Genomic DNA, 24,267 nt, shown 5'->3' on the forward strand with positions numbered 1-24,267 from the left:
TACTCCAAAATCTTATTTTTTGCAATCTACACTTATTTTGAACGACTTATTATTCATCTCTAGGTTTGATGGAGTACCGTTATCTGTAGGGCAGTGACTTATTTTAAATGAGCTTGTTTTATCTCCAGGTACATAAGTATTTTGAACCATCGTGAGTTGTTCTTTACGATTCTCAAATATTATTCCTTGGTTTTGTTCTTTATCACCTGCTGTAAACATATCTTCTGGAGCAATATAGTTCTTTATTTTCGTCACGTTTGCATGTTCGTGAAATAGCTTAATCTCTACTTCCGTTCCAGATTTTAAGTAAAGCAATACGTTTGAATATGAGAATAAGATCATATCAGCAGGTACAAAGCGCTTATTTTCCGGTGTTAATTTTGTCCATAGTTGAGGAGCTACCTTTACTTGATATCTAGGTCTACTAGCTGCGTTAGGATCCAGGGTAGCTATCTTATCAGAACAACTATAGCTTTCATTTGCAGCCATACTTTTACTTGAATCAGCTGTGTAATTAAAAAGTTCACTGGTATAGGTTGCTTTTTCATCGTCTGATTTTGTAGCAAAAATATGTCCACTAATTTTTAGTGCTTTAGAAGCTGGGTAACTTTTATTTTTAGGCCATAACTCCTTATTATATAAGTATAGTTTTGAATGACAGTTAAACATTAAAGGAAGTTTATTGTTTTTTAAAAGCTTATCTTCAAATTCAAAACTAATTTTGTCTTCTAATATTTTGCCTTCCTGCCTATCTTCATAGGCAAGAGGATGCCTTTTATTATTTTTTGCATAAAGTGGTGTCTTTTCAAAATTCAAATCAATCTTATGTAAAACCATATTTTTATCAGTTTTACCTAAAATAAGGGACCATTCCTCTGAGGTTAAGCTAATAGTGTTTTGTAATGGAAAGATTGAGTATGAACATGGAAGCGAGCTAGAATTTATTTCTAAACCAGTATTTTTTGCTGCAAATTTATTTTTTAGTCTAGCTTGGCAATTATCTACTTTTAGTTTAAATAAGTTGTTAACATCATGCTGTGTTGTATAATCTTGCTTAAATGAATCTATTTTCTTAGGTATATCGTCTAACTCTGTGACTTTTAATTGTTGCTTAGCAGCAGAGTTTGGATTTACATTTATTAGAGTCTTTTCTGGTAAGTAAGGCTTATTGTATATATACCTAATACTTTGTATACGCTGTTTATCTTCTTTTAGAATACTTTTAACAGGTTTAGCTTTTGACAATATACTCGAGTAATCAGAAGTTATTGTATATGTGGCACTAATATAATCGTATAATAACAATAAATTGTATTGTTTTAAAATATAACTAACGTATCCAAGAAACCCGTCCTCACAACTACCATCTTCACAATTCATGCAGATAAAAGGTAACTTTTGCTTGAGAGTTGTTTCACTACTTTTATCAAAAATTAATTTAACTAATTTTTCAAAAGGCCTGTTTTGCTCTATAAAAATATCGTTATATGATTGACCACTATATATGCAAACAGGGTTTAACTGCTTCCAAAAGAAACTCATTGCGTCACAAAAACTTATTTTGTATAAAGCATCACATTTAACTAAAGGAGAATTTATTTTTCCACTTACTAAGCCAAATTCTGGAGATCTTATTAGCGTTTCTTTCGTTTCATGGTTACCTGAATAGGCGGTAAACTTTATTTCTTGATTGCCTAAATCACCATTTTTTTCAATAAATTCTTTTTGATCACTCTCTAAGAAAAACTCTTGTTTAATCAAGATTTCTAGTTGAAAAGGAAGTCCATTTGCAAGTATATCCATAAGCTTATTATCATACTCAGTTTGGTATGGATATACAAAATCTATATGGCCACAAAATCCTTTAGTTTCTAAAGAAAGTTTAAGGTCTTGAATATAGAATGAGTTAACTTCTATACTCTTATCTGCCTGTAAAGAAAGCTTTTCATCAAGAGGTATTATTTTTAATTTTATTGATTGCCAAGCTAACGATAAATATGTATTTGGAAGCAATTTTTCTATAAGAGATTTATGCCATTTTTTATTTAGATCAATATTATTCAGAAGCTTCTCATCTATAGGTAACATCTTCTCTAGGATGCCATCTCGTTTAAATAGATCATTAAATTTTTCTGTGTATACTAAGTCTATAAGTTTATCTTGAGAAACTTCTTTAATTAAATTTAGCAGTATCAAATCATTTATGTTTTCTTCATCCATGTTCTTACGCTTAGTTTTTTATCCCTCCTGGTTCTTATAAATTATACATATGAAAAGTAAAGTTTCGTGAGATTCTACACCAAAAATTTATGAAGATTAAAAACAATCTAAAATTTACCATCTTTTTATCCTAAAAAATTAATGCATAGAAGGAGTTTTTTTGTTTAATATTAGTTTTTTGTTTAAAACAAAGTGCTGTAAAAAAAGTTATAAAAAAAATTTTACTTGTTAGAATCAATTTTGAGATAAAAGCAAAAACCCTATTTTTGTAAGATAGAGTTAAAGACAAAGAAATAGGAGAGATGCAAATGGCTGTAAATGATGAAATTCCTAAGTCACGACTAATGCTTCGCTATAAAACAGAGGTCGACGGGGAACTAAAAGACAAAGAGTTGCCATTTAGACTTTTGGTAGTGGGGGATCTTTCCCAAGGTTTATCAAAAGATAGAAAGCAAGACTTTGAAGAAAGAAAAATCCGTCACATGGACGGAACAATAGACTCTATGATGAAGGATATGGATATGGAGCTTAACATTTCAGTTCCAAATCGTATAACTCCAACTAAATCTTCAAATTTAGATGTCAAGTTAAAAATTGATTCCATGAAATCTTTTCAACCAGGAGTAATAGCTGAAAGCGTTCCTCAGCTTAAGTCTTTAATTCGACTAAGAGAAATGGTTCAAGAATTTGAGTCAACGGTTGATAACAATAAAGGTTTTCGCAATTTGGTAAAAGAAATCTTAAGAGATGAATCCACTTTGGAAAAAATAAAACAAGAGCTCCCTGCGTTAGAGACTTTCAAAATGGTTACTGAAGAAGTTTTTTTAGTCGAAAAGGAGGAGAAGTAATGTCTGAAGTTACACCAATAGAAGTAAAGGATGAGATTAACTTATCAAAGCTATTCTCTAGCTTGAATTTAAAAACAACAGAAAACATCTTGCGAAAAGTTGAATATGAATACGTTACAGACGCAAATAACCAGATAGATATAACATCTGATGATGTTTTAAGACTAGCTGCTGGATTATCGGCTATTTTTGCAAATGCAAAAAATGAAGATATGAACCTTTATAATAAACATTTAACACGTAACGTTATAAACCGCATTGACAGTATAATCGAAGAGCAAGTAAATGATATTATTCACAATGAAAAGTTTAAAGCTTTAGAGAAACAATGGTTATCTATTAATGAAATTTACCTAGATAAACCAAATGATGCTCCTATTAAACTTTCAGTTCTAGATGTTTCAAAAGAAGAGTTATTAGATGATTTTGAGACCAATGCTGTTGATATTTCATCCAGCGATATGTTTAAAAAACTATACGTAAGCGAATATGACCAGTATGGTGGGGAGCCTTACGGCACAATGATTGGCTTGTATGAATTTCAAAATACACAAGATGATATAAACTGGCTGTCTTTGATGGGTAAAATAGCTACAGCTTCACACGCTCCCTTTATTGCAGCAGTTAGTCCTAAGTTTTTCGGGTGTGAAACAGCTGAAGATTTAGCAGATATCAAAAATCTAGGTGCTCTTATGGAACATCCAAAATACGGTAAGTGGAATAATTTTCGTAAAACAGAACAAGCTGCATACATCGGTTTAACAGTACCACAATTTTTGTTAAGAGCTCCGTATGATCCAGATAATAATCCGACCATTGGCAAGTATATTAAGAACTTTAAAGAAAAAATAACTAGTCCTCTTTCAAATGAAGAGTATACATGGGGTAATTCATCAGTACTATTTGCTAAAAACTTAATGAGAGCATTTAAAATTACTGGTTGGTGTCAAAGTATTAGAGGTCCTCGTGCTGGAGGTACTGTAGAAGGACTTCCTGCTCATACCTTTAACATAAGAGGTTATGAAGAGCTAAAAGTCCCTACAGAATTTGTTATACCAGATTACAGGGAGTTAGAATTTGCTAATGCAGGATTTATGCCTTTTGTATATAAAAAAGGGACTTCTGAAGGCTGCTTCTTTAGTGTTAATTCATTAAAGATGGTTCAAGAATATAAAGATCCAAAAGACTCTGAGAACTCGCAGTTAATAGCGAATATTTCTTACACATATTCAGTTACTCGATTAGCTCATTATATAAAGATGATAATGCGTGATCGTATTGGATCATCCGCTACAAAAGAGACTATTACAAACACTCTTTCTAGTTGGATTAATAGCTATGTTACCACGGTTCCAAACCCTACTGATCTGACAAAAAGTTATTTTCCTTTCAAAGCTGCAGAAATATCTGTGGAGCCAATAGAAGGAAAAATCGGTTGGTACAGATCAAATATTACCATACTTCCACATGTTCAATTTGAAGGTATGGATGTTGAGTTAAGTATTGATGCAAGACTTAACTCATAAGTAGTTGGCATTTAAATAAATAAGGAGAGTAGAGATGTCAGATTTTATAGCTATCGATGGTCAAAAAATGGTTTTAACTCCAAACTCGCACCCTAGTGCAAATTTAACTAGTCCGTCACCAACCCATGACGCTGTCTTTTTGGAGCTTAAATTTAGTGCAGAAGCAGGACCAGCAGACCTAAAAACAAAAATACCTTATTATGATGTTGGTACAACGTCTCCAGGAAGTGCTGCTGTAAATTTTAAGTTAGAGCATGGCGATTTTGATGCTGTCAACCAAACTATAGTCTTACACTTACGAACAACAAAAACTATAGTTTCTGAATTAAACAAGGCTATTACAAAACTATTGTCTTCTGGAGCAAAAGCACAGCTAAGTGTAGAGATAGCATCTGCTAATGATAAGCAAACTGTAGATCAAGCTAACAAAGGTACTATTGTTAAATATTTTGATCCACAGGGAGCAAAATTTACACTGTGTGAAGAAAAGACCCGCCAGTTTCAGCATCTGCTAGCTCATGAGTGTGGTGATTTATATAGCCGTTCAGCTACAAATAATGAAACTGAGTTAACAGGAACTATTATCATTTCCGGTAAATGGGAAAAAGGTACACCCATTTCTACATGGACTAGTGATAGTAGTCAAAAAATAGTTGTAGGCGTAGATAGTGGTAAATAATAAGTAGATATAAACATGAGTAAGGCAAGTGAAGAGTTAAAAAAACTATTTGATACTAATCAGGATTGGCGAGTTTGTAAACGCTCTAATCTTGAGTTACTAAATGAGTGTACAGAACTTTTAAATAACCGAAGCTTTCAAGAAACGATGTGTTTAATTACTAAGTATATTCAAGAAAATAATGTATTAGATATACAATTATTTTGCCTTTACTTGCAAGCTTACTTTAATATAAACCACTCAGCTGGAAATTTTGTCTCAGTATTAGAAATTTTAGCTGGAGTATTAAGTGGTTATCATCTTATTACTCCTACAAATAAAAAAGATACAATAGTGTTACGTAGCGTCATAACTTTAATTAATGAAGCTAATGATGCTATTAACTACTATTATCCTGATTTTTTGGATAATCAGTTACAGCAAGTTACAGAATTTTTAGAGCAAGTTAAAGATCTTTTGGCATGTAATATCCAAGAAGTTGGATTAATTAACTTTAATAGAGCAAAAAACCAAATACTAGCTACTATTTCTAAATACGTTTTTAAAGAAGTTGTTAATAGTAATCAAGAAAAAGCTGATATTGAGAAAGTAGATACCTCTTTGGCTCAGACAAACAAAGAAAATATATATAGTTTCTATTGGTCTAACCTTTTGCTAAAAATAGCTAGATTTAACAATTTAGCTAACCCTTTGGATACTGTATCAGATAGGTTTGAGCTAGCTTTACTCTTTGATTCGATTCAGACTGAAATACAAGAATTTAATCCAATTAAATATTTTCCCAAGGAATTCCAGGTTTTTTTAAATTCGGTTACACCAGAAACTTACTCTCAAATTCAACAAATTATAGAGAATAGTAAAGGCTCTGCTTTATGGGATTTTATGCTGCAAAAAACTCACGCTGATATTGAGTTAAATATTAAAAATAAAAAAATAAATACTGGATTTGATATAGACGATATTTTGCAAGCTTCTAACTATAAAAATAATATTAAAAATATGCTTGATGAAAAAATTGATGATTATCAGACACCACCAAATAATGATGAAGCTTTTGGTCCAGATTTTGATATTTTGGATTTATAAAGAGGAGCAGAAATGATTATTACATTTACTAACAGTAGAGTGGAAGTAAGAGTATGCAACAAATAAATTGGCACTTAGGACAAGCAGTTTTGCCTGAGCATTTTACGCTATCTCAGCATTTATCAAACAAGCGCAATATTCACCTTTGCCAAGTTAACTCTACTGTAGATTTTTATGGTCTAGCAGAGCTCAAAATAGATGAATATTTATTTGATAAAAACATCCTTAGGGTAGAATCCTTACTATACATAACACTTACTTGCGAATGCATCCATTACCAAAGTTCCACTTACCCTAAAGTCTTAGAATTAAATTTAAATACTATAGATTCAGATACCGCTGAGATTGTCGTACAAATTAATAAAAAACCTTTGACAAAAGACGTTGGTGATAATGATACAAAAGTTCAAACAAAATTTTCCAATATCTCACTAGCTGTAAATCCTGAGAAAACAGATGAGTTGTCTAGTTTCAAAGTACTAACCTTAAATAAACTAGAAGACGGCAACTGGACACTTAAAGAATTCCTTCCTCCTATCTTAACTACAAAAGTTTATAACTTTAAATTAGTGACTGATAAACTAAGTAATTTATTACAAATAATACACTCCTATATTTTAAACGAAAAATCAACTAACTCAGCTATATCATCTTTTAAATTAACGTTATTAAATAATATTTTGTACAGCCGTAACCAGCTGCAGTATTATATTTGGCAGTTATCATATAGTAAGTATTCTCCTATAATTATATTTCATGCTACTCAAAATATATATTTATATTTATTACAATACCAAGAAACTACAGAAGTAGATTCTACTTTGGTTTATAAGCACGAGAAACCTTTGGAAAGTTTTCAATATCTAATTGCAGCAATCCGTGAGAAAGTGTTACATACAAAAGCTATAGAGTATAAGGTTTTAAAACCTATAGAAAATTTACTATCTACAGGCATTATAGAGTTTGAAGTTTTAAATCGTAAAAAGCACTATTTAGTTGTGCGTAAACCAACACAAGATTATAGCTATTCACTTTCTACAATTAAGCTAACTTCTCCAAGCAGAATTAAGCATGTAAATAAATACGCAATGGTTGGTTTAAAGCTTTCTAAGTTGGACTTTAACCCTTTACCTGTATCAAGTGTCGATAAATACTGTGATATTTATGAAATTCTACCATCAAGAGAGTGGGATTACGTTCTTAGTGAACAGGTAATATCTTTGCTAAATAGTAAAGATGTAAATGAACTTAAATTCGTTTATTACTATGTATAGGGATAGTTAGATTATATATGAACAAAACAGATTTAAAGAAAATACCTCTAGATAAACTTAAGCAACTTGATCTTATGATACTGCTAAACATGTTGCACCGTATTGGTTTTAATACACAAGATATTACATTTGAAAGCCGTTTAAGTCTTAGCCAGACTAGCAGGCTTATAGAAGATATAGTTTTTGATCGGGACAAAATTAAGCTTATTGTAAATATGGGGATACTATCTGCAAATTCGGCTTTGCCTGATCACATATTGGATTTTTTTTCTATAAATAATGATTCTGTATCTTGTACTGTATTAAACGCTTTAGCAAGTAAACTTTTAAAACACCAAATAAATATGCTTCTGATAGAACAATCTGATGAGTTAAAACATTTATATTTAAATGGAGACGTTCTTTTTACAAGAAACGATAATTTTTTTTATTCATTATCTTCTTATAACAGCTTATTTGAAAGGGCTCTTGTACAGTATAAATTGAACGTTAGATCAAAGTGGCAGTTAAGTTTAGTTAATAAAGCTAGCTACTTAAGTCAAAAAACGAACCTCTCTAATATGCATCTTGGAAATAAATTACTGTCACCTAAATTACATTTTACTATAACTCTTCAATCTGACCGTTTATTTAACAAAAAAAAATGCAAAGAAGTTTCAAAATGTATAGAAAAGTTGGTTTTAAGTAAGCTTTTTGACATAAATAGATATGCTATTATGGTAACTGTTTGGCTTATAGTTCAACCTGTAAAAATAATTTTTATGCCCTTTTATCTATCTCAAGACACTAAGTTAATTAATCATAAAATAAAAATTTATGAAAGGTGTATGTATGGATACTGACTTAAAGAACATCCAGTCAAAAGAGCAGTTATATCAATATTTAGAATTAAATAAACATAATAAAAATGATATTCTAGGGACAGGCGACCTAAAAGTAATTATAGATGCGGTAGAGTATACGGTACAACGCTCTACACAAAGCATTCAAGAATTTATATTACAAAGAAGGTTTAACTTATTTTATAGCTATTATCCTTACTTTTTTCAACATGTACCCAATCATGCTATAGTAGAAGCTTCTACAAACCAAAATGATAAGTTTATAGATTTAGAGCTAGGTGAAGAATTCGTATTAAAGTTAGACGATAGCAATTTTAGGTTTCAGGCTGCTATACCTTTTGCTCTATTACCTTTTCAAGTAACAAATTGCTATATAGATAACAACATTATTAACATTGAAATTGACGCAATTAAACCTTTTAGGTTTGATAGAAACCGTTTTTTGCTAAGCGCTAATCCTTTGGTTATGAAAAACCATCAAATTTACCATCTTATAAATACTTTGAGAGAATATAAATCAGCAAAGATGACTTTATTTGTAAATGAGTTAGATAAACCCATACCTATTACTGTTTTTTTAAACTTTGATTTAAAGTTTAATCTGGAGATAACTCAAGAAATTATATTAAAGGCATTAACACAAGCCGTATTTAGTAACTTTTACATAGAGTTTGAGGATTTACCAGAAGATTATCTTTTTTATAAAATTTTGTTAGAAATAGAAATACCAAAATCTAATAATATATCGAAACCTTTAGCTTCCAATGTTATAAAAACTAATCTACTCCCTGTCTTTAACCTATTTGAAGATCACGCAATGAAAATTAACTGTGATTATACTCAAGAAAGCTATGGAGTAAAGAACTTAGATGGACCTAATGAATATGTTCCCACAAAATTATATAGCGTAGAATATAATAAACAAATTGCTTATCATAGCTATCTAAATCTTAGTAATGCAAAAAGCTATAATTTAATATTTGAGCCTTCAGGGCATATGAGAATAGCCTTCCTGGATCCTTCATTAGAGGAGCTTTCAGGTTCTAATGAAATTGTTATAAACGCTCAATGGACACAGATAATCTCCGCGGATGTTAAGAAAAAAAGTTATACTTTTATTCCTTTGAGTAGGAGTATTGGTAGCCTGAAATTCAATATAATTTATAGTTACGGCTTTAGAAGGAATCAACTCTTAGAAAGAGCAGAAAATATCTTAAAAGTATTAAATATTATTAACGCTACAGGTCTTGATATTGACACTTTTAAAACGCTAATTTCTCTTATAACAAATCATGATAAATATGCCGTAAAGTTTATTGAGAAAAACCTTATTAACATTGAGTCAAGTGGTGAATTTCGTTATGTAATATCTATAAAAACTGACTTATATAAACCTGAATTTGTTTTCTATGCGGATCTTGTACGTATGTTTCTTAAAACACACCTTTCTAAACGAATAGGTGTTAAGGTTAACTTTCAAATCAAAATAATATAAGGAGTATTTATGAATCAAGATATTATAGACGTTTTTGCTACTATAAATTTTTTCATAGAAAGTTATAACTTAGACACAAATATGCAAGATATTATAGCTTTTCGTGAGAAAGTAATTACTAAAACAACGCATATACACAATTTGATTCACCAAGAGCTTGGTGAGAGAATCAGTTTTTATATTGCATTTGCAATATACATTTACTGCGATGAGGTGATTAATAAACTAAACTTCGAAGCAGATAGTAATGTTACTAATTGGCACTTACTCCAAGAGGAGGTTTATCAGCGAAACGACGGGGGAGACTATTTTTTTGAAATAATAGAAATTGTCCTTGATAATCCCGTATTTCCTAAAGTTGTAGCTCAAGTTTTGTATTTAATATTAGCATTAGGGTTTAAAGGTTGTTATGTCGGCTTACAATCTGAAATAAACAAATATAAAAATAAGCTTTGTGCTATATTGCCAAATGAGGAAGTAGGTGACATTAGTTATCCAACACTTAATAATCTAGATAATAAATTTAGGAAAACTTATAAATTATGGATCTATAAAAGTATATTTTTAGCGGCTGTTTGTTTTCCTATTTTTTCTTACTTTGGCATATTGTTGATTAGGTAATAAAATTTAACATAGGAGGTAATAATGAGTAATTTTGTAGTAAGTAATGCTCTTTTAAAATGTTCTTTTGGCACTGTATCAACTCCTTTAACAGTATTACCTAAAGGACCTTTAGTAAAAGGTCAAGGTCAATTGGCAGCAACTATAAATGATCATATTCCTATGGTAAATATTAAGCCATTTGGAATGTGTAATAGCCCCTCAAATCCGGCTGGTATGGGCAAACCAATAGTACCTACTCCATGTCCATGCGTACCTATAATACCATCTCCATGGACACCATCAGCAACTAAAACAAAGGTTAACGGTCAACCAGCTCTGCTACAGAACGCGACTTGTATGTGTATTTGGGGAGGCCAAATAAGTATTAATACTCCTGGACAGATGATTATTGCGGCTAAGTAGGTGGCTCTGTTGTAAGCTGAAATTAGACGGATGGTAATAAAACAAAAATAAAGGGAGAACTAAAATGGCATATGATTTAGAGTTAGCAATAAACTTTAGTAAGTTTGTTAATGAAACAAATAGTTTAAATCCTGATTACCATTCTATTTTTAAATTTGTTGGAGATCGACTTAACGAGTACGATTTAGACCGTTTTAATAATAACTCAAGTGCTTGGATAGGACAAGTCCAATATGAAAGGCTTAAAGGTGCTGAACCTTACGAAATCTTTCTGCACTCCAGTTTTAATTTTCGAAAATATGAAAAACTTGTGCCAGTGTTTAACCTTACTTGTAATTTTGATAATGAACTCTTTCATAAATATGTGGAGTTGTTGAAAAAACATATTTTAAATAAATATATTAATCCAAATAAAAAGATAACAAAGATAAGAGTTTTTATTTCTGGTCATGGTGCTTATAATATGAAGTTTGGAACAGGAGACAAAAAATTAAACAACGGTTTTGTAAGCTATAGTGACGTTATAACTATTTTAGATAATATCCTTTTTTCCTCGTTGGATCTAAATATATTGGACGCAGACATACAACTTATATCATGCAAAGCTGCTATTGAAAATTATCATGAAAAGTTCTTTAATTTATTGAGCAAAAAATATAAAGATACTGGTTTTAAATTTAGTGTTACAGGTTATTTAGAAAATATAACGTTAGAGAGTGCGCTAAGCAGTGATAAGTTTGTGTTACCAAAAACAAAAACTCATGGGGCGCCACAACAAATAATCTATAATTTAGTAAATTCCGAAGATGTCTCTAGCATTAAATCATCATTTAATAAAATAGTTAATAAAGTAGAAAAAATAAAAAAATATAATCCCGCCACCCTTAGTGAAATATTCAAAGCTAGAGATGAAGCATTAAAAGAAAGTAATCAAAAATATAACTTAATTTTTATAGACATGCTAAGAGGACTACTTATTAATAGAATTGATAAGCTTGAAACTAGTGAATTTACGAAAGAAGAACCTATACTTTGCCAAAACACAATAATTGGCGAGCAAGGTGAGACGTTGCAAAATAGCCTAAATAAATTTTTATTACAAATCACTTCACTTAAAAAGGCTTTTATAAATCATATGAAAAAATATTGCCATGAACGTTGCGAATTATTACAAAAAAGGGGCTGCTAAAATAGTGTCAAACTCCGATATTCATACTTTTCAATATAAAAAACTTAATTTTTTTTAAGCAATAACTTATCACTATCTTTATATGCTTGCTCAGCAAAATCACCCATCCATTGCTTTACAGCTTTAAAATTTTCCATAAAAGCTTGCTTATCACCTTTGATGATATCTTTCGAATTTTCAGCGACAAACTCAGCAAACTCAGCGATAGCTTTTTGTCTACTTTCATCAGACATAATAATATCAGCATACAATCCAGGTCCTTGGCTAAATAGCCTGCCGACTATGTTTAACTCCATTTTGTACACTGGACTTGCCAGTTTCAGCATCTTTTGAATATCGATATCCTTATGTCTTAGAAACATACCTAAACAATACACACTAAAATGCTCGATCCCTTGAATAAAAGTCATAGCCTTATCATGATCTTTGGCAGTCATTTTTTCGATAGAAAAACCGATTTTAGCTAAATCATCAATAAAATACTTATATTGCTCTTGATGCCTACCTTCACACACTACAATTACTTGTTTATGTGGATGTTTTATAGTTGGTCCAAAAATTGGATGTAGTCCAACTACAGGTCCATCATAATACTTTAACATAGCATCTAAAGGCTCTTGTTTTATACTTGTATAGTCAGCTAATATAGTTCCTTGAGAGAGGTACGGAATAACTTTTTTAATGATTTTTTCTGTTAAATATATAGGCACCGATAGTATAACTATATCTTGGTTAGCAAGCTTATCTTTAGGATTATTCCAATCATCTTCATCAAAAATAGTGAGTTTGTATTCTGGTAAAAACTTTGAAAAAATGTATTGAGACATCTGCCCCATTTCACCATTACCACCTACTATACAAATCTTTTTTTGCATTCTTTATACCTTAAAACTAAAAGTTACAGGACCATCATTTATTAATGAAACTTTCATCTCAGCCCCGAATACCCCTGCTTGTGTGTTTGGGTATTTATCTCTAAATATTTGTAATAAGTTTTCAAATTTACCCTTAGCAATAGCTGGAGAACAACCATCGCTAAAGCTAGGACGGTTACCTTTACTGGTATTAGCTGCTAAAGTAAACTGCGGAACTAAGATAATTCCACCACTAATATCTTGTAGTGATAAATTCATCTTGCCAGCATCATCTTCAAAGATACGATATTTTAGGATTTTATCAGTTACCTTGTTAAAATTATTGCTATCGTCTTCTTTTTCAACACATATCAAAGCTAAAATACCTTGTTCTATTTTAGCAACAGTTGCATTATCTATCATAACACTAGCTGAACTAACTCTTTGAATAATGCTAATCATATTAAAATAAATTTTTCATTAAATTCTATTATTATAAATAATCTTGTACTTTATGTATTTAAAATATTTTACTGATTACTTAAACATAGTGCACAAAACCTATCTATTTCAAAACCTAAAACTGATATTTTACGTTGCAATTATTATTGCTCACACTTAACTTTAACAGTTGAGATTGTTGAGGATTTACTTTAGTATACCATGTAATTTACTCTATTTTTCACTTAAAAAATATAAACTTTACGAGCATCCATGAGAAAATTATTGTTACAAAATAAAGTTATAATCTCTGCATATTTTTTCTTTTATCTGCTTATCTGGATTGGGCTAAGCATTTTGATATACGATGCAAATGCACTACCCATAGACGTTGCAGAAAATATAGCGTGGTCAAAACATCTGCAAATAGCTTTTGATAAGCATCCATTCTTAGGGGCGTTTTTTATAAAGTTAATATTGCCTTTTTCACCCTCTACTATGGTAGCAAATTTATTAGCTAGTAGTATTTGTTTGTTAGTGACTCTACTTTACACTTATAAAGTAACTAAGCTTTTTATGTCAAAAAATGAGTCTATTGTTATCATTATCCTCAGTAGCTGCGGGGGTATTTACACAGCTTTAAATTTTGTTGACTATAGTCAAAATTCTATAGTTTTGCCATTTTGGGTAATGTCTTGCTATTATTTTACTTTAGCCATGAGAAACAATAAGTTTATTTATTGGGTTACACTTGGCTTGGTATGTGCGCTAGGGTTATATGCTAAGCTAGAAATGGGGTTGATTATTTTATGTTTAGCACTTTATCTAGCTTTTAATTACAAAAAAGAGTATTTGAGTAAAGTTTTTATTTCCTTTTGGATTTTTATAGTTAGCTTAATTCCACTTATTTGGTGGCTATTTTATACAAACTTTGCTTTGATAAATTACGCATTAAATAGATACTCTGGATTACGTGCAACAGATCATAATATTATAATCAACTTTTTATTAGCACAGTTAAATAACTTATCTACAATTGGTATTATCGCTGTTCCAATATTATGTATTTTGATTTTATTTAAAATAGGTATATTCAGAATACAAAAAAACATCGAAACAACTTTCCTTAAAAGGTTAAGACAACCTTTAGTTTGCTATGGCCTATATCCTTTATTATTTTTCTTTGCTTTACAAACTTATAAAGTTCATATTGAATATGGCTGGTTAATTCCAATTATGTCACTTACATTACCAGCTGTATTTTATTTGTTGAATATTAAAATAAGAGAGTTCTCATTAAGAAAGATTGTATATGTAGTACTCTGTTTTCAGATTTTGGTTTTTATGGTATATAACTTATTTGGCTATTTCACACCGATGAAAGATCCAAGAACATTATCAAATCATGTAGCGCTGAAGGCAGAAGAATTTTGGCAACAAAATGAAAGCCAACCATTGAAAAATGTTATAGGGTATTTTTCTATATACATTACACCTTTTATTTCAGACACCGCAACTGCATATAGAAACTTTGAAGATACCAGAATTCCAACTAACACTGTTTCACTTGGTGTCTTGGATAACTGTAATATCAAAGCTAATAATGCTTATCTTGAATCTCTTGGTTACACAATAGGTAAGCAAAAATGTATAACAATAGATAGAGTAGGTAGATACTCTGATGAGAAACAGAATTTTACATTATACATTTTAGAAAAAAGTTAGTTTCTGAGGCTAATTCCTTTTAGCAGAGACTACTTTTTTATTTATAGAAAAAGTCCAAAACCACAAAACCAAAGCATACACCCCCCACCATTCAACTATACTTTGATTTTCGTAAGTTGGTGCCATAAAAATAGAAACTATGGCTGTGACTACTGTTATAGTTAAACAAAAGTATCTGATGAAAATAGGATTTTTGTTAACTTTGTGAAAGTATTTATATTCAACTAAGGTATACCATACTTGGCAGATAGTCATAGATACAAAAAAGATAGAAACGCACTTTATATGAAATTGAAGAGGGGTATTTTCTCCATCGATGACAGATGTACCAATAACTAAACCCGCACAGCCTATAGCTGCTAAAAAAAGCATAAATTTACCTTGCTTAATAACGGCACTATTATAATCACTAATTTGTACTAGCCATTCTTTTATAAAAAAGAAAATAATAGCCATAAGTGTTGCTGTAGGTATTAAAACAGCTTTTAACATGTACGATTCAGGTGGATAAAAACCTGCATGAGTTATGTCAGAACATCCGGATATAAAAGGATTACATAATTTATTGTGACCATTAACAATAGATATAAAATATATAACTAAAAAAAGTACAGCTACAGAAGTAGTAGTTATAAAAATAAGTTTTTTGGGGTTAAATTCTGCTTTCATAATTCTATATTAAGTATGTTTTTGGCTTGTTTTTGTTGAGCTTATACTACCATAAATCGTCAAAATTGCTAATTTTAAATAACTTTCGATTCTATTAGATGCTTTTTAATCGTAGTAATAGAACATTTACCTTTTTATTTTCTATGGTATAATTTTGGGGTTTCTTTTAAAACACAGAAAAATAAAGGATTTAAAAATGCCGTTTGTAGTAACAGAAAGCTGCATAAAATGTAAATATGGTGATTGCGTTGAGGTTTGTCCAGTAGATTGCTTCTATGAGGGGCCAAATATGTTGGTTATAAATCCAGATGAGTGTATTGATTGTGCTTTATGTGAACCAGAATGTCCTGTTAGTGCAATCAAATCTAGTGATGATCTTAATGAAAAAGAAGAGCAAATGCTAGATTTAAATAAAGAGTTAGCAAATTTATGGCCAAATATAGTAGAAAAATGTGAGCCTTGCGAAGATGCTGATAATTGGGCATCTGTAACAGATAAATTAAAATATTTAGAGAGATAAATTTACCGATAAAAGCCTCTTTCTATGTTAGATGTTATTGTAGTTATTTGATATTAGAAGCAATTTTATCAAAAAATATCCCACAAAAAAGTGTATAATAAGTACTCAAGAAAACTGATTATTTTGGGTAATTATCGTTTAATGTAGCTAGCCTGTAAAAATGTTGTCTTGTTACGATACAGAAAAAGTTCAGCATACATAGACTTTGTTCGTAGCATTCATTTTAAGGAACAAGGCTAATGTTATATAGCTTTATGTATTTAACATCTATATTTATGGAGACAGATAGATGAAATCTTTTCTAAAAAAGATTTGGAATATTTTAATGTGGTCAAGAATGACTGCTTTTCAGCTTTACTCTTTTGCTGTAATTGGTGGTTGCAGTATTCTTATAAATATTTTCGCTTTTTTAAAGTTGCCCTTATCTTGGAGAATGGCTGTATGTTATGTTTGGACATATCTTTACTGGATAGGGATGTTAGTATTTTTACAAGTTTTTATAAAAGTTACAGGTAGAGCTAATATAGATAGAGATTATTCTTGCATTTACGTCTCAAAACACCAGTCAATGCTTGAGACATTTATGTTTTATGGACTTATTGGTAAATGTCACTTTATAATGAAAAAAGAACTTTTTGATGCACCTATATTTGGTTCTGCTATGAAAAATTTAGGAAGTATAGCTATAGACAGAGACAAGCCTAGAGAATCTTTAAAAAAGGTTGTTACAGAAGGTAAAGAAAGCTTAGCAAATGGAATAAATGTTGTTATTTTTCCAGAAGGCACAAGAGTTAAAGTAGGAGAGTATCCAGAGTTTCAGCGTTCAGCTATGAAACTGGCATCTGATGCAAATGTTTTTATAATACCAGTAGCACATAATTTTGGTAGATTTTTCCCAAAAAGTTGGTCAGAAGTTATTAAACCAGGTATAGCTAGGATGGATTTTGGTAAAAGAATAGACCCTAATGATTATGATTCAAAAGAGCTAACAAGCCTTTGTCATAAAATTATTAATGAAAAAACAAAAGAATTTAATGGTTAACTAAGGGATATTATATGAAAAAAATACTCTATCCTTTATTAGTGATGAGGATGCAAATCTTTAAAATATATGCATATATAGTACTTATGTTCTGTTGTATTTTGATGAATACAGTTGGTGTACTAGGATTTTCTTTGAAAGTTAGGCTTTTTGTATGTTGGCTGTGGTCATGTTTATATAGATTAGGGGTTTTAATTATTTTACAGATATATGTAAAGATTGATGGCAAGGAAAATATTCCTAATACTCCTTGTATATATGTCTCAAAACACCAATCGATGCTTGAAACTTTTGTTTTTTATGGGTTAGTTAAAAAATGTTGTTTTGTTATGAAGCAAGAATTATTAGAAAAACCTATATTTGGTAAAACAAATGAGTTTGCTGAAGCAATAGGTATAGATAGAGATAAAGGCCTCTCATCTATGAAAAAAGTTATTGAAGAAGGAAAAGACAGGATAAAAAATAAAGGTTTAAGTATAATAATTTTCCCTGAAGGTACTAGAGTCCCTGTAGGTGAGTACCCTAAGTTTCAACGTTCAGCTATAAAACTTGCAACAGTAACCCAGACTCCCATAATACCAGTAGCACATAATTTTGGGGTTTATTTTGGTCGTAAAAAAGGTGACTTTATAAAACCTGGAATTGCTAGAATGTCTTTTGGAGCTGCTATAGATTCTAAAAGTTACAGTGTATCAGAGTTAACAGATAAATGTTATGAAATTATAAACACTAAAACAAAGTCTTTTGGTGGTTAAGTTAAAAGGTCCCCATGTCAATCACGAGAATGACGGTATTGTGTTGGTATCCCATGGGCTTTTATGAGTAAATCAATGGTCTTTTCTATTATAGAATGAACTCAGCAACTATTGGGTTATGATCAGATATTTTTTTACAATCTAAAACACAAGCTTTATCTAGTTTTAGACCCCTATAGAGAATAAAATCTAGATGATTCTTTTGGAAAGATTTAACCAAGTCTGGTTCATCTATAAAAGCTATTCTAAACTTGAATTCTCTACAAAAATCTTTTATTAGCTTTACTCTCTTTCTATTCCAAGTATTAAAGTCACCTGCTATTATAATAGGGTTTTTATACTTTACTGGGTCAATAATTTCTTTTATTTTTTCAAACTCATACTCATAAACCTTATTACTTTTAAAATTTATAGCGTGAATATTTACCACAACTATTTTTTTATCATCAATTTTTATATGACTTATTAAAGATGCTTTATGTGTTTTTATAACAGACTCTCGATGTGTTGTAAGAATTTTAATATTTTTATCCACAGGATAATGACTTACAGTAGCCACTCCATAATTATGGTTTTTTAGGATAATATTTGACGCAAAATTTATATTGAAATTTTCTATTGGAAACACTGTATCGTCATGGTGTACAGCCTCTTGTAAGCAGAAAATATCTACATTATGCGCAGAGTGTATATTAGTTATGTAAGACCTGAATGCTTGAGGGTTTTTATAATCTATTTTAAAAGTGTTCCAACTCATTAAACAGAATTTATTTTGAAATTCTTGAAAAGAGCTTTTTTTAGACATACAGTTTATACTAAAAAGTATTTAATATAGATATTATAGCTTAAAACAAAAACCGTTTTTAGTTAGAAGTACATTTACTAGGCTTATGGGTAACTAACCTTAATACAATATATCCGAATATTCCAGATAGTATAGAGCCTGTTAACACTCCCAGCTTGACAAGGTTTAGAGTTTGATTGCTGTCAAAAGCAAGTGTACCTATAAATAAACTCATTGTGAAACCTATACCACATACTAAACCTATTCCATATAGTTGAGCGTTTGATAAATTCTTAGACATAGGAAAAAACCTGGTTTTTTTAAAGATAAATAAAATTGTGAATATGCCTAATTGTTTACCAATAAATAAACCTAAAATAATACCCAAAGTTATAGGCTCAAAAAACATTGAAAAATTAAAACCAGAAAAATTAATACCCGCATTAGCAAAAGCAAATACTGGCAGTATAAAATACACAATCCAAGGTTGTAATGATTCTTCCATAAACCTAATAGGAGATTCTTTATCTCTTTTATTTTCAAAAGGAATACACATTGCAGTTGCAAAGCCTGCTAAAGTAGCATGCACACCTGACTTAATAGTACAAGCCCAAGCAAAAAATCCAAGTACAACGTATAAAGAAATTCTTTTAACCTTGAATATAAGATTACAAATAAACATTAACCCAATAAACACTGTCCCTAAAAGTAATGAAGGTACTGAAAGATCGGTTGTATAAAATATGGCGATAATAATAATTGCGGCGATATCATCAAAAATAGCAATAGTTACAACGAGTAATTTAAGGGTGGGAGATACCCTAGAGCCAAGCAAAGCCAAAATACCAAGTGTGAAGGCTATATCTGTCGCTGATGGAATAGCCCAACCAGCTATAAAATTAGGATAATTTATGTTTATAAGAAGATATATAAAAGATGGAATTAGTAAACCTAAAAAAGCTGCTATTGCCGGTACAATCACGTTTGTTGGTTTGGATAAAGCTCCAACCAAAGCTTCTCTTTTTATTTCTAGACCAACGTAAAGGAAGTAGATAGCCATTAGGCCATCATTTATCCAGTGTATTAAGTTTTTATCTATAATTAAATGACCTATGCCTATTTTAGCATTCACAGTTTCAAGCATACCGTAATACAAAGATAATGGTGTATTGTTTACTACAATAGCTGCTATAGCCGCAGTAAAAAGAATTAAGCCACTAATAACTTCCTGTTTGTTAGACGATACACTCATTCTTACTGTTTTGAGAAAATATTTTTCATAACGTTTATTATCTAATAGCTTAGAATATAATTCTACTACTAAAAGAGAAAACCTTTTATTGATATAATTGTTTAGTTTAACAAATAAAATGATTACCAGTTTTTTTAGTCATAGATAATCAGATAATATAACCTATTATATATAAAAAGATAAAACGTATTGTGGGTATACACTTCTTGGTGGATAAGTTTTTGATGGTAAAAGGTAAAAGTCTAGTCTTGATGTGACAGTTACCTGTTTTATAGAGAGTGTAATAAACTCTGTGTCAGCATAAATTATATCTAGTAATTATATGTAAAGTCATCGGAAATTTTGATGCAATTGCCCATGGTATATGACGGATTTTAAAGAGTTATATTTTAACTGAAAAATAGAAAAATTACTGGGACTTTCCTTATTGGAGCCTTTCCACTTAACTGTGTAAATTCACTTACATGAATCTCTGAATTCTATGCTCAAACTCGATAGCGAAATAAGGCATAGCCTCATTCCAATATTTAACAGGCATAGACCATTTTTTAGTCAAATAATCTATAGCCAAGTACAAAGATTTGAAAACAGAGTCATCTTTAGGAAATAGCTTTTTATTCTTAATGACTTTCCTAAACTGGCTATTAAGCGATTCAATCGCATTAGTAGTGTAAATAACTTTACGAATTTTTGGAGGATATTGCAAGAATACAGTTAAATTATCCCAATTATTTATCCATGACTTTGAAATTAAAGGATATTTAGTATCATATTTATTTGCAAAGTTATCAAGCTCAGATTGAGCTATTGCAATGGTATCAGCATCATATATTTTCTTTAACTCTCTAGCTACCTCTTTCTTGTCTTTATATGGCACATACTTAAGACTATTACGAATTTGATGAACGATACAAAGCTGATGCTTTGTCTCAGGGTATATAGCTTGTATAGCATCAGACATGCCTTTTAAATTATCAGTACATGCTATAAATATATCCTGTAAGCCTCTATTCTTTAATTCAGTAAAAACACTAAGCCAATATTTAGCACCTTCATTTTGACTGATCCAAAGACCTAATACATCCTTATGACCAGTTAACGATATGCCAAGAGCCACATACACAGCTTTATTAATAATATGCTTGTCTTCTCTAACTTTAACGACTATACAGTCAAAAAACACTATTGGATAAACTGACTCTAAAGGTCTATTTTGCCATGCTTTAACATCATCAATAATAGCTTCTGTAACATCACTTATAAAGCTTGTACTTATCTTTGTATCATATAACTCAAATAACTGTTGTTGGATATCTGTAGTACTCATACCTTTAGCATACAAAGATATAATTTTTTGGTCTAAGCCGTTTATCTTGGTGACTCTTTTGGGAACTATTTGAGGTTCAAAGTCACTATCTCTATCTCGTGGAACTGATATTTCCAAATTACCTGTGTCTGTAGCTAATGTCTTGTTACTATAGCCATTCCTAGCATTTGATGAATTAGTCCTTTGGTGTTTTGAATAACCAAGATGACTATTCATTTCTGCATCTAGTGCTTTTTCTAATAATCGTTTTGTTAGTTGCTTTAGCAAACCATCTTTCTCAAACATTTGATTAATATCAACACCTGAATCTATTATTTGATCTGCAATAGCTGTGTAAATATCTTCTGACTTCTTATTCTTAGACATTGTTTCTATCCTTAATATTTCGCTAGAAATAATCTAGCAGGTTAATTAAGAATTTACACATTTATTTGGAAAGTCCCAATTATTGCATTTTTGCAATTACTTCTTTAGTCACATCTACGCTATCAACATTATACAAACTCATCTCTGCTGGTAAGATTGCGTCTAATTGTTTATCTTTAGCAACTTCTGCAGAAGCTTTAGTTAGAGCATCTTTGAAAGCATCAGCGTCATCAGAAGCCATTTTTTGGACCTGAGCCATAAGATTTTGGTATTCTTTCATTGCTTTTTGTAAATCAACTTGTGCTTGTTGCTTATCAGCATTTTCTTGCTGATCTGCACTTTCTGCATCTTTAGTGTCGCCTTTTGCTTCATCAAACTCTACTTGATCTTTCTCCTCTGTGTAAGAGTTTACTTTATCTTGTAAATCTGTGATATTTTGTTTAAGCTCATCCATTTGAGGTTTTAATTTTTTCTCGTCAGCGGTAACTTTTGCCTTGCCAAGTGGAGATGTTTCAAAAATGTCTTGCACATTAGCAAAACCAACCCCGCCAGCCATGGCTGTAGTAGCTGAGAACATTAAACTACCTGCAATTGCTGCACCAATAATTGTTTTTTTCATAACTATCTTTCCTTATTAGTTTTTTAGTTTGAAACTTAAATCATTATGTCTATCGATTATAATCCTGGTTAAACAATGTTTCAATATTTTAAATATTTTATTTCAAACTAAAACTATTCTCTAATAATGCTTTATAATAAACACCGTTAGTTAACTTGCTTGATACTTTCGTTAAGAAATCTAAAGGTTGAGTATAATCGATCATCTCCATGTCATGTAGTTTTTCCGACATTAATTGGTCTATAGATGCAAAACCATCTACTAGACCTATTTTTTCAGCTTCTATACCACTAAATGGTTGCCCAGAGAAAGTTGTTTCATTCGATTTGTCTTTTAACCTATCTCCTCTTGATTGTAAAACCGCATCTATAAATACTTGGTGGCTTTGATCTAAAAGTTTTTGATAATCTTCTACTTGATTTAGTTTTTGTGGAGAAAATGGATCTAAGAAATTTTTATTTTTTCCAGAAATATATATTCTTCGTTCTATACCTAGTTTATCTATTAAACCAGTAAAACCAAAGCTACTTCCTATTACTCCTATTGAACCTGTGATAGTCATTTTATTAACATAAATCTCTTTTGCTCCTACTGCTATATAATACCCTCCGCTAGCACATACATCTGTACACACCGCGTACATTGGGATTGAAGGATATTTTTTTTGAAGATATTTCATATGTGAGTATATTTCATCAGACTGTACTGGTGAGCCTCCTGGACTATTTATTTCTACAATTATGGCTTTTGTAAACTCATTTTTATAAGCATTATCTAAGCTTTTGTTTATTCTTTGAGCATTTGCTTGAGAGTCAGCTGCTATTATACCGTCAACTTTGACCAATGCCACATGAGGCCCTAGCTCCTTTGTTGAAAAAAACAAGTTAGGCACTATAATAATTATTCCTAACAAAAGTATTACGCTTCGTACAAATAACCGCCATCTTCTCTTACTTTTAACATCTTTAATATACGTTTTTGCAAGTTCTTCTAACATCTCATTAGAAATATTCTTTTCCATTTTTACTCCAAGTGTTAATATTGGCATAAATATATTATCAGAAAAAACCTATTTTGGAGACACGGTTATGGGTTTATCTTTGGATGAAAAAGCAAAAAGTCTTGGACTTGAGAATATTCAAAAACATATATTCTTATGTTGTGACCAGGATAGACAAAAATGCTGTTCTGGGAAAACATCATTAGAATCTTGGGACTTTTTAAAAAAGAGACTTAAAGAGCTAAGGTTAACCCAAAATGGACATGTTTACAGATCTAAAACCTTCTGTTTAAGGATTTGCCAAAATGGCCCTATAGCAGTAGTTCATCCTGATAACGTGTGGTATCATTCATGTATCCCAGAAGTGCTTGAAGAGATAATTCAAAAACACCTTATCGGTGGCGAAATTGTGAAAAAATATGCTTTTAGCAAGCCTTTACAACCAGCACATAAAGAATGAGCTAAATTCTTTAAACCACACTTATTTTATCACTTAGATATTTGATTCATTAATGCTATAATTATTAGCAAATCTTCAGGGCAGGGTGAAACTCCCTACCGGCGGTAACTTTACATAAGAAGCCCGCGAGCGCTCTTATAATAGAATAAGAGGTCTAGCAGATTTGGTGAGATTCCAAAGCCGACAGTTAAAGTCTGGATGAAAGAAGATAGTAACATTAGTATTTTTATAGCTAAATTTACTCCGACTAAGACATGTGCTATGTTTT

General features: G+C 30.7%; 24 protein-coding genes and 1 riboswitch. Of the genes, 15 read left to right on the forward strand and 9 right to left on the reverse strand.

Features of this window, described 5'->3' with window-relative positions; all coding sequences use genetic code 11:
* Positions 1-12: 12 nt before the first annotated feature.
* Positions 13-2,220, reverse strand: a complete 2,208-nt coding sequence (locus tag E3E15_RS07425; protein WP_172107152.1) for a hypothetical protein — start codon at positions 2,218-2,220, stop codon at positions 13-15.
* A 308-nt stretch (positions 2,221-2,528) separates the two neighbouring features.
* Between E3E15_RS07425 and tssB the strand changes: the two genes are divergently transcribed.
* From tssB to E3E15_RS07475, 10 genes are all read left to right on the forward strand, one after another.
* A complete protein-coding gene (gene tssB / locus E3E15_RS07430) occupies positions 2,529-3,068 on the forward strand; it encodes a type VI secretion system contractile sheath small subunit (protein WP_172107153.1) in 540 nt (179 codons plus the stop codon).
* Positions 3,068-4,594, forward strand: coding sequence for a type VI secretion system contractile sheath large subunit (tssC, locus tag E3E15_RS07435; protein WP_133940810.1), 1,527 nt, complete (start codon positions 3,068-3,070; stop codon positions 4,592-4,594). Before tssB ends, tssC begins: the two co-directional genes overlap by 1 nt.
* 34 nt (positions 4,595-4,628) lie before the next feature.
* Positions 4,629-5,273 carry a hypothetical protein gene (locus E3E15_RS07440; RefSeq protein WP_035720422.1) on the forward strand — a complete coding sequence of 215 codons (645 nt, stop codon included), beginning with the start codon at positions 4,629-4,631 and terminating at the stop codon, positions 5,271-5,273.
* A gap of 15 nt (positions 5,274-5,288) precedes the next feature.
* A complete protein-coding gene (locus E3E15_RS07445) occupies positions 5,289-6,359 on the forward strand; it encodes a type VI secretion system protein IglI family protein (RefSeq protein WP_172107154.1) in 1,071 nt (356 codons plus the stop codon).
* A 53-nt stretch (positions 6,360-6,412) separates the two neighbouring features.
* Positions 6,413-7,633: a type VI secretion system baseplate subunit TssK gene (gene tssK / locus E3E15_RS07450; protein WP_172107155.1), complete on the forward strand. Its 1,221-nt coding sequence runs from the start codon at positions 6,413-6,415 to the stop codon at positions 7,631-7,633.
* A 17-nt stretch (positions 7,634-7,650) separates the two neighbouring features.
* Positions 7,651-8,475: a hypothetical protein gene (locus E3E15_RS07455; protein ID WP_172107156.1), complete on the forward strand. Its 825-nt coding sequence runs from the start codon at positions 7,651-7,653 to the stop codon at positions 8,473-8,475.
* Positions 8,465-9,970, forward strand: a complete 1,506-nt coding sequence (iglH, locus tag E3E15_RS07460; protein WP_172107157.1) for a type VI secretion system baseplate subunit TssF/IglH — start codon at positions 8,465-8,467, stop codon at positions 9,968-9,970. Before E3E15_RS07455 ends, iglH begins: the two co-directional genes overlap by 11 nt.
* Positions 9,971-9,979: 9 nt before the next feature.
* Positions 9,980-10,591 carry a DotU family type IV/VI secretion system protein gene (locus E3E15_RS07465; RefSeq protein WP_172107158.1) on the forward strand — a complete coding sequence of 204 codons (612 nt, stop codon included), beginning with the start codon at positions 9,980-9,982 and terminating at the stop codon, positions 10,589-10,591.
* Between the two features lie 24 nt (positions 10,592-10,615).
* Complete coding sequence (locus E3E15_RS07470; protein ID WP_035720431.1) at positions 10,616-10,996, forward strand: DUF4280 domain-containing protein; 381 nt, start codon at positions 10,616-10,618, stop codon at positions 10,994-10,996.
* A 64-nt stretch (positions 10,997-11,060) separates the two neighbouring features.
* Positions 11,061-12,185 (forward strand): hypothetical protein, encoded by a 1,125-nt coding sequence (locus tag E3E15_RS07475; RefSeq protein ID WP_172107159.1) that lies wholly within the window; start codon positions 11,061-11,063, stop codon positions 12,183-12,185.
* A gap of 44 nt (positions 12,186-12,229) precedes the next feature.
* Here the strand turns inward: E3E15_RS07475 and tyrA are convergent, their stop codons facing one another.
* Both tyrA and dtd read right to left on the reverse strand, forming a co-directional pair.
* Positions 12,230-13,060, reverse strand: a complete 831-nt coding sequence (gene tyrA / locus E3E15_RS07480; protein ID WP_172107160.1) for a bifunctional chorismate mutase/prephenate dehydrogenase — start codon at positions 13,058-13,060, stop codon at positions 12,230-12,232.
* A 3-nt stretch (positions 13,061-13,063) separates the two neighbouring features.
* On the reverse strand, positions 13,064-13,501 hold the full coding sequence (dtd, locus tag E3E15_RS07485; RefSeq protein WP_172107161.1) for a D-aminoacyl-tRNA deacylase: 438 nt from the start codon (positions 13,499-13,501) through the stop codon (positions 13,064-13,066).
* Between the two features lie 252 nt (positions 13,502-13,753).
* Between dtd and E3E15_RS07490 the strand changes: the two genes are divergently transcribed.
* Positions 13,754-15,205 carry a glycosyltransferase family 39 protein gene (locus E3E15_RS07490; protein WP_172107162.1) on the forward strand — a complete coding sequence of 484 codons (1,452 nt, stop codon included), beginning with the start codon at positions 13,754-13,756 and terminating at the stop codon, positions 15,203-15,205.
* Between the two features lie 9 nt (positions 15,206-15,214).
* Here E3E15_RS07490 and E3E15_RS07495 read toward each other — a convergent pair whose 3' ends face one another.
* Positions 15,215-15,874 carry a Frag1/DRAM/Sfk1 family protein gene (locus tag E3E15_RS07495; RefSeq protein ID WP_172107163.1) on the reverse strand — a complete coding sequence of 220 codons (660 nt, stop codon included), beginning with the start codon at positions 15,872-15,874 and terminating at the stop codon, positions 15,215-15,217.
* Between the two features lie 196 nt (positions 15,875-16,070).
* Between E3E15_RS07495 and fdxA the strand changes: the two genes are divergently transcribed.
* From fdxA to E3E15_RS07510, 3 genes are all read left to right on the forward strand, one after another.
* Positions 16,071-16,394 carry a ferredoxin FdxA gene (gene fdxA / locus E3E15_RS07500; RefSeq protein WP_035720440.1) on the forward strand — a complete coding sequence of 108 codons (324 nt, stop codon included), beginning with the start codon at positions 16,071-16,073 and terminating at the stop codon, positions 16,392-16,394.
* Between the two features lie 289 nt (positions 16,395-16,683).
* Entirely contained in the window at positions 16,684-17,436 is a 753-nt protein-coding gene (locus tag E3E15_RS07505) for a lysophospholipid acyltransferase family protein (RefSeq protein WP_035720441.1), read from the forward strand.
* Positions 17,437-17,450: 14 nt separating this feature from the next.
* Complete coding sequence (locus tag E3E15_RS07510; protein ID WP_172107164.1) at positions 17,451-18,191, forward strand: lysophospholipid acyltransferase family protein; 741 nt, start codon at positions 17,451-17,453, stop codon at positions 18,189-18,191.
* An 88-nt stretch (positions 18,192-18,279) separates the two neighbouring features.
* Here E3E15_RS07510 and E3E15_RS07515 read toward each other — a convergent pair whose 3' ends face one another.
* The 5 genes from E3E15_RS07515 to E3E15_RS07535 form a co-directional block, all read right to left on the reverse strand.
* Positions 18,280-18,996 carry an endonuclease/exonuclease/phosphatase family protein gene (locus E3E15_RS07515; RefSeq protein ID WP_172107165.1) on the reverse strand — a complete coding sequence of 239 codons (717 nt, stop codon included), beginning with the start codon at positions 18,994-18,996 and terminating at the stop codon, positions 18,280-18,282.
* Positions 18,997-19,054: 58 nt separating this feature from the next.
* The gene (gene nhaA / locus E3E15_RS07520; protein ID WP_035720447.1) at positions 19,055-20,227 is read right to left on the reverse strand and encodes a Na+/H+ antiporter NhaA; all 1,173 of its coding nucleotides are present in this window, start codon (positions 20,225-20,227) and stop codon (positions 19,055-19,057) included.
* A 460-nt stretch (positions 20,228-20,687) separates the two neighbouring features.
* On the reverse strand, positions 20,688-21,920 hold the full coding sequence (locus tag E3E15_RS07525) for an IS256 family transposase (RefSeq protein ID WP_172106156.1): 1,233 nt from the start codon (positions 21,918-21,920) through the stop codon (positions 20,688-20,690).
* A gap of 79 nt (positions 21,921-21,999) precedes the next feature.
* A complete protein-coding gene (locus tag E3E15_RS07530; RefSeq protein ID WP_035720448.1) occupies positions 22,000-22,539 on the reverse strand; it encodes an OmpH/Skp family outer membrane protein in 540 nt (179 codons plus the stop codon).
* A 97-nt stretch (positions 22,540-22,636) separates the two neighbouring features.
* Entirely contained in the window at positions 22,637-23,560 is a 924-nt protein-coding gene (locus E3E15_RS07535; RefSeq protein WP_172107166.1) for a S49 family peptidase, read from the reverse strand.
* 67 nt (positions 23,561-23,627) lie between these two features.
* Between E3E15_RS07535 and E3E15_RS07540 the strand changes: the two genes are divergently transcribed.
* Positions 23,628-23,999 carry a (2Fe-2S) ferredoxin domain-containing protein gene (locus tag E3E15_RS07540; RefSeq protein ID WP_172107167.1) on the forward strand — a complete coding sequence of 124 codons (372 nt, stop codon included), beginning with the start codon at positions 23,628-23,630 and terminating at the stop codon, positions 23,997-23,999.
* Positions 24,000-24,066: 67 nt separating this feature from the next.
* Positions 24,067-24,213, forward strand: a riboswitch (FMN riboswitch).
* The last annotated feature ends 54 nt before the right edge of the window (positions 24,214-24,267 follow it).

The organism is Allofrancisella frigidaquae, from assembly GCF_012222825.1.
In the GTDB taxonomy this organism is placed as follows: Bacteria; Pseudomonadota; Gammaproteobacteria; order Francisellales; family Francisellaceae; genus Francisella; species Francisella frigidaquae.

Coding starts and splice junctions, on each gene's coding strand:
- E3E15_RS07425 (WP_172107152.1), bottom strand. CDS start 2,220: ATGGATGAAGAAAACATAAATGATTTGATACTGCTAAATTTAATTAAA.
- tssB (WP_172107153.1), top strand. CDS start 2,529: ATGGCTGTAAATGATGAAATTCCTAAGTCACGACTAATGCTTCGCTAT.
- tssC (WP_133940810.1), top strand. CDS start 3,068: ATGTCTGAAGTTACACCAATAGAAGTAAAGGATGAGATTAACTTATCA.
- E3E15_RS07440 (WP_035720422.1), top strand. CDS start 4,629: ATGTCAGATTTTATAGCTATCGATGGTCAAAAAATGGTTTTAACTCCA.
- E3E15_RS07445 (WP_172107154.1), top strand. CDS start 5,289: ATGAGTAAGGCAAGTGAAGAGTTAAAAAAACTATTTGATACTAATCAG.
- tssK (WP_172107155.1), top strand. CDS start 6,413: ATGCAACAAATAAATTGGCACTTAGGACAAGCAGTTTTGCCTGAGCAT.
- E3E15_RS07455 (WP_172107156.1), top strand. CDS start 7,651: ATGAACAAAACAGATTTAAAGAAAATACCTCTAGATAAACTTAAGCAA.
- iglH (WP_172107157.1), top strand. CDS start 8,465: ATGGATACTGACTTAAAGAACATCCAGTCAAAAGAGCAGTTATATCAA.
- E3E15_RS07465 (WP_172107158.1), top strand. CDS start 9,980: ATGAATCAAGATATTATAGACGTTTTTGCTACTATAAATTTTTTCATA.
- E3E15_RS07470 (WP_035720431.1), top strand. CDS start 10,616: ATGAGTAATTTTGTAGTAAGTAATGCTCTTTTAAAATGTTCTTTTGGC.
- E3E15_RS07475 (WP_172107159.1), top strand. CDS start 11,061: ATGGCATATGATTTAGAGTTAGCAATAAACTTTAGTAAGTTTGTTAAT.
- tyrA (WP_172107160.1), bottom strand. CDS start 13,060: ATGCAAAAAAAGATTTGTATAGTAGGTGGTAATGGTGAAATGGGGCAG.
- dtd (WP_172107161.1), bottom strand. CDS start 13,501: ATGATTAGCATTATTCAAAGAGTTAGTTCAGCTAGTGTTATGATAGAT.
- E3E15_RS07490 (WP_172107162.1), top strand. CDS start 13,754: ATGAGAAAATTATTGTTACAAAATAAAGTTATAATCTCTGCATATTTT.
- E3E15_RS07495 (WP_172107163.1), bottom strand. CDS start 15,874: ATGAAAGCAGAATTTAACCCCAAAAAACTTATTTTTATAACTACTACT.
- fdxA (WP_035720440.1), top strand. CDS start 16,071: ATGCCGTTTGTAGTAACAGAAAGCTGCATAAAATGTAAATATGGTGAT.
- E3E15_RS07505 (WP_035720441.1), top strand. CDS start 16,684: ATGAAATCTTTTCTAAAAAAGATTTGGAATATTTTAATGTGGTCAAGA.
- E3E15_RS07510 (WP_172107164.1), top strand. CDS start 17,451: ATGAAAAAAATACTCTATCCTTTATTAGTGATGAGGATGCAAATCTTT.
- E3E15_RS07515 (WP_172107165.1), bottom strand. CDS start 18,996: ATGTCTAAAAAAAGCTCTTTTCAAGAATTTCAAAATAAATTCTGTTTA.
- nhaA (WP_035720447.1), bottom strand. CDS start 20,227: ATGAGTGTATCGTCTAACAAACAGGAAGTTATTAGTGGCTTAATTCTT.
- E3E15_RS07525 (WP_172106156.1), bottom strand. CDS start 21,920: ATGTCTAAGAATAAGAAGTCAGAAGATATTTACACAGCTATTGCAGAT.
- E3E15_RS07530 (WP_035720448.1), bottom strand. CDS start 22,539: ATGAAAAAAACAATTATTGGTGCAGCAATTGCAGGTAGTTTAATGTTC.
- E3E15_RS07535 (WP_172107166.1), bottom strand. CDS start 23,560: ATGGAAAAGAATATTTCTAATGAGATGTTAGAAGAACTTGCAAAAACG.
- E3E15_RS07540 (WP_172107167.1), top strand. CDS start 23,628: ATGGGTTTATCTTTGGATGAAAAAGCAAAAAGTCTTGGACTTGAGAAT.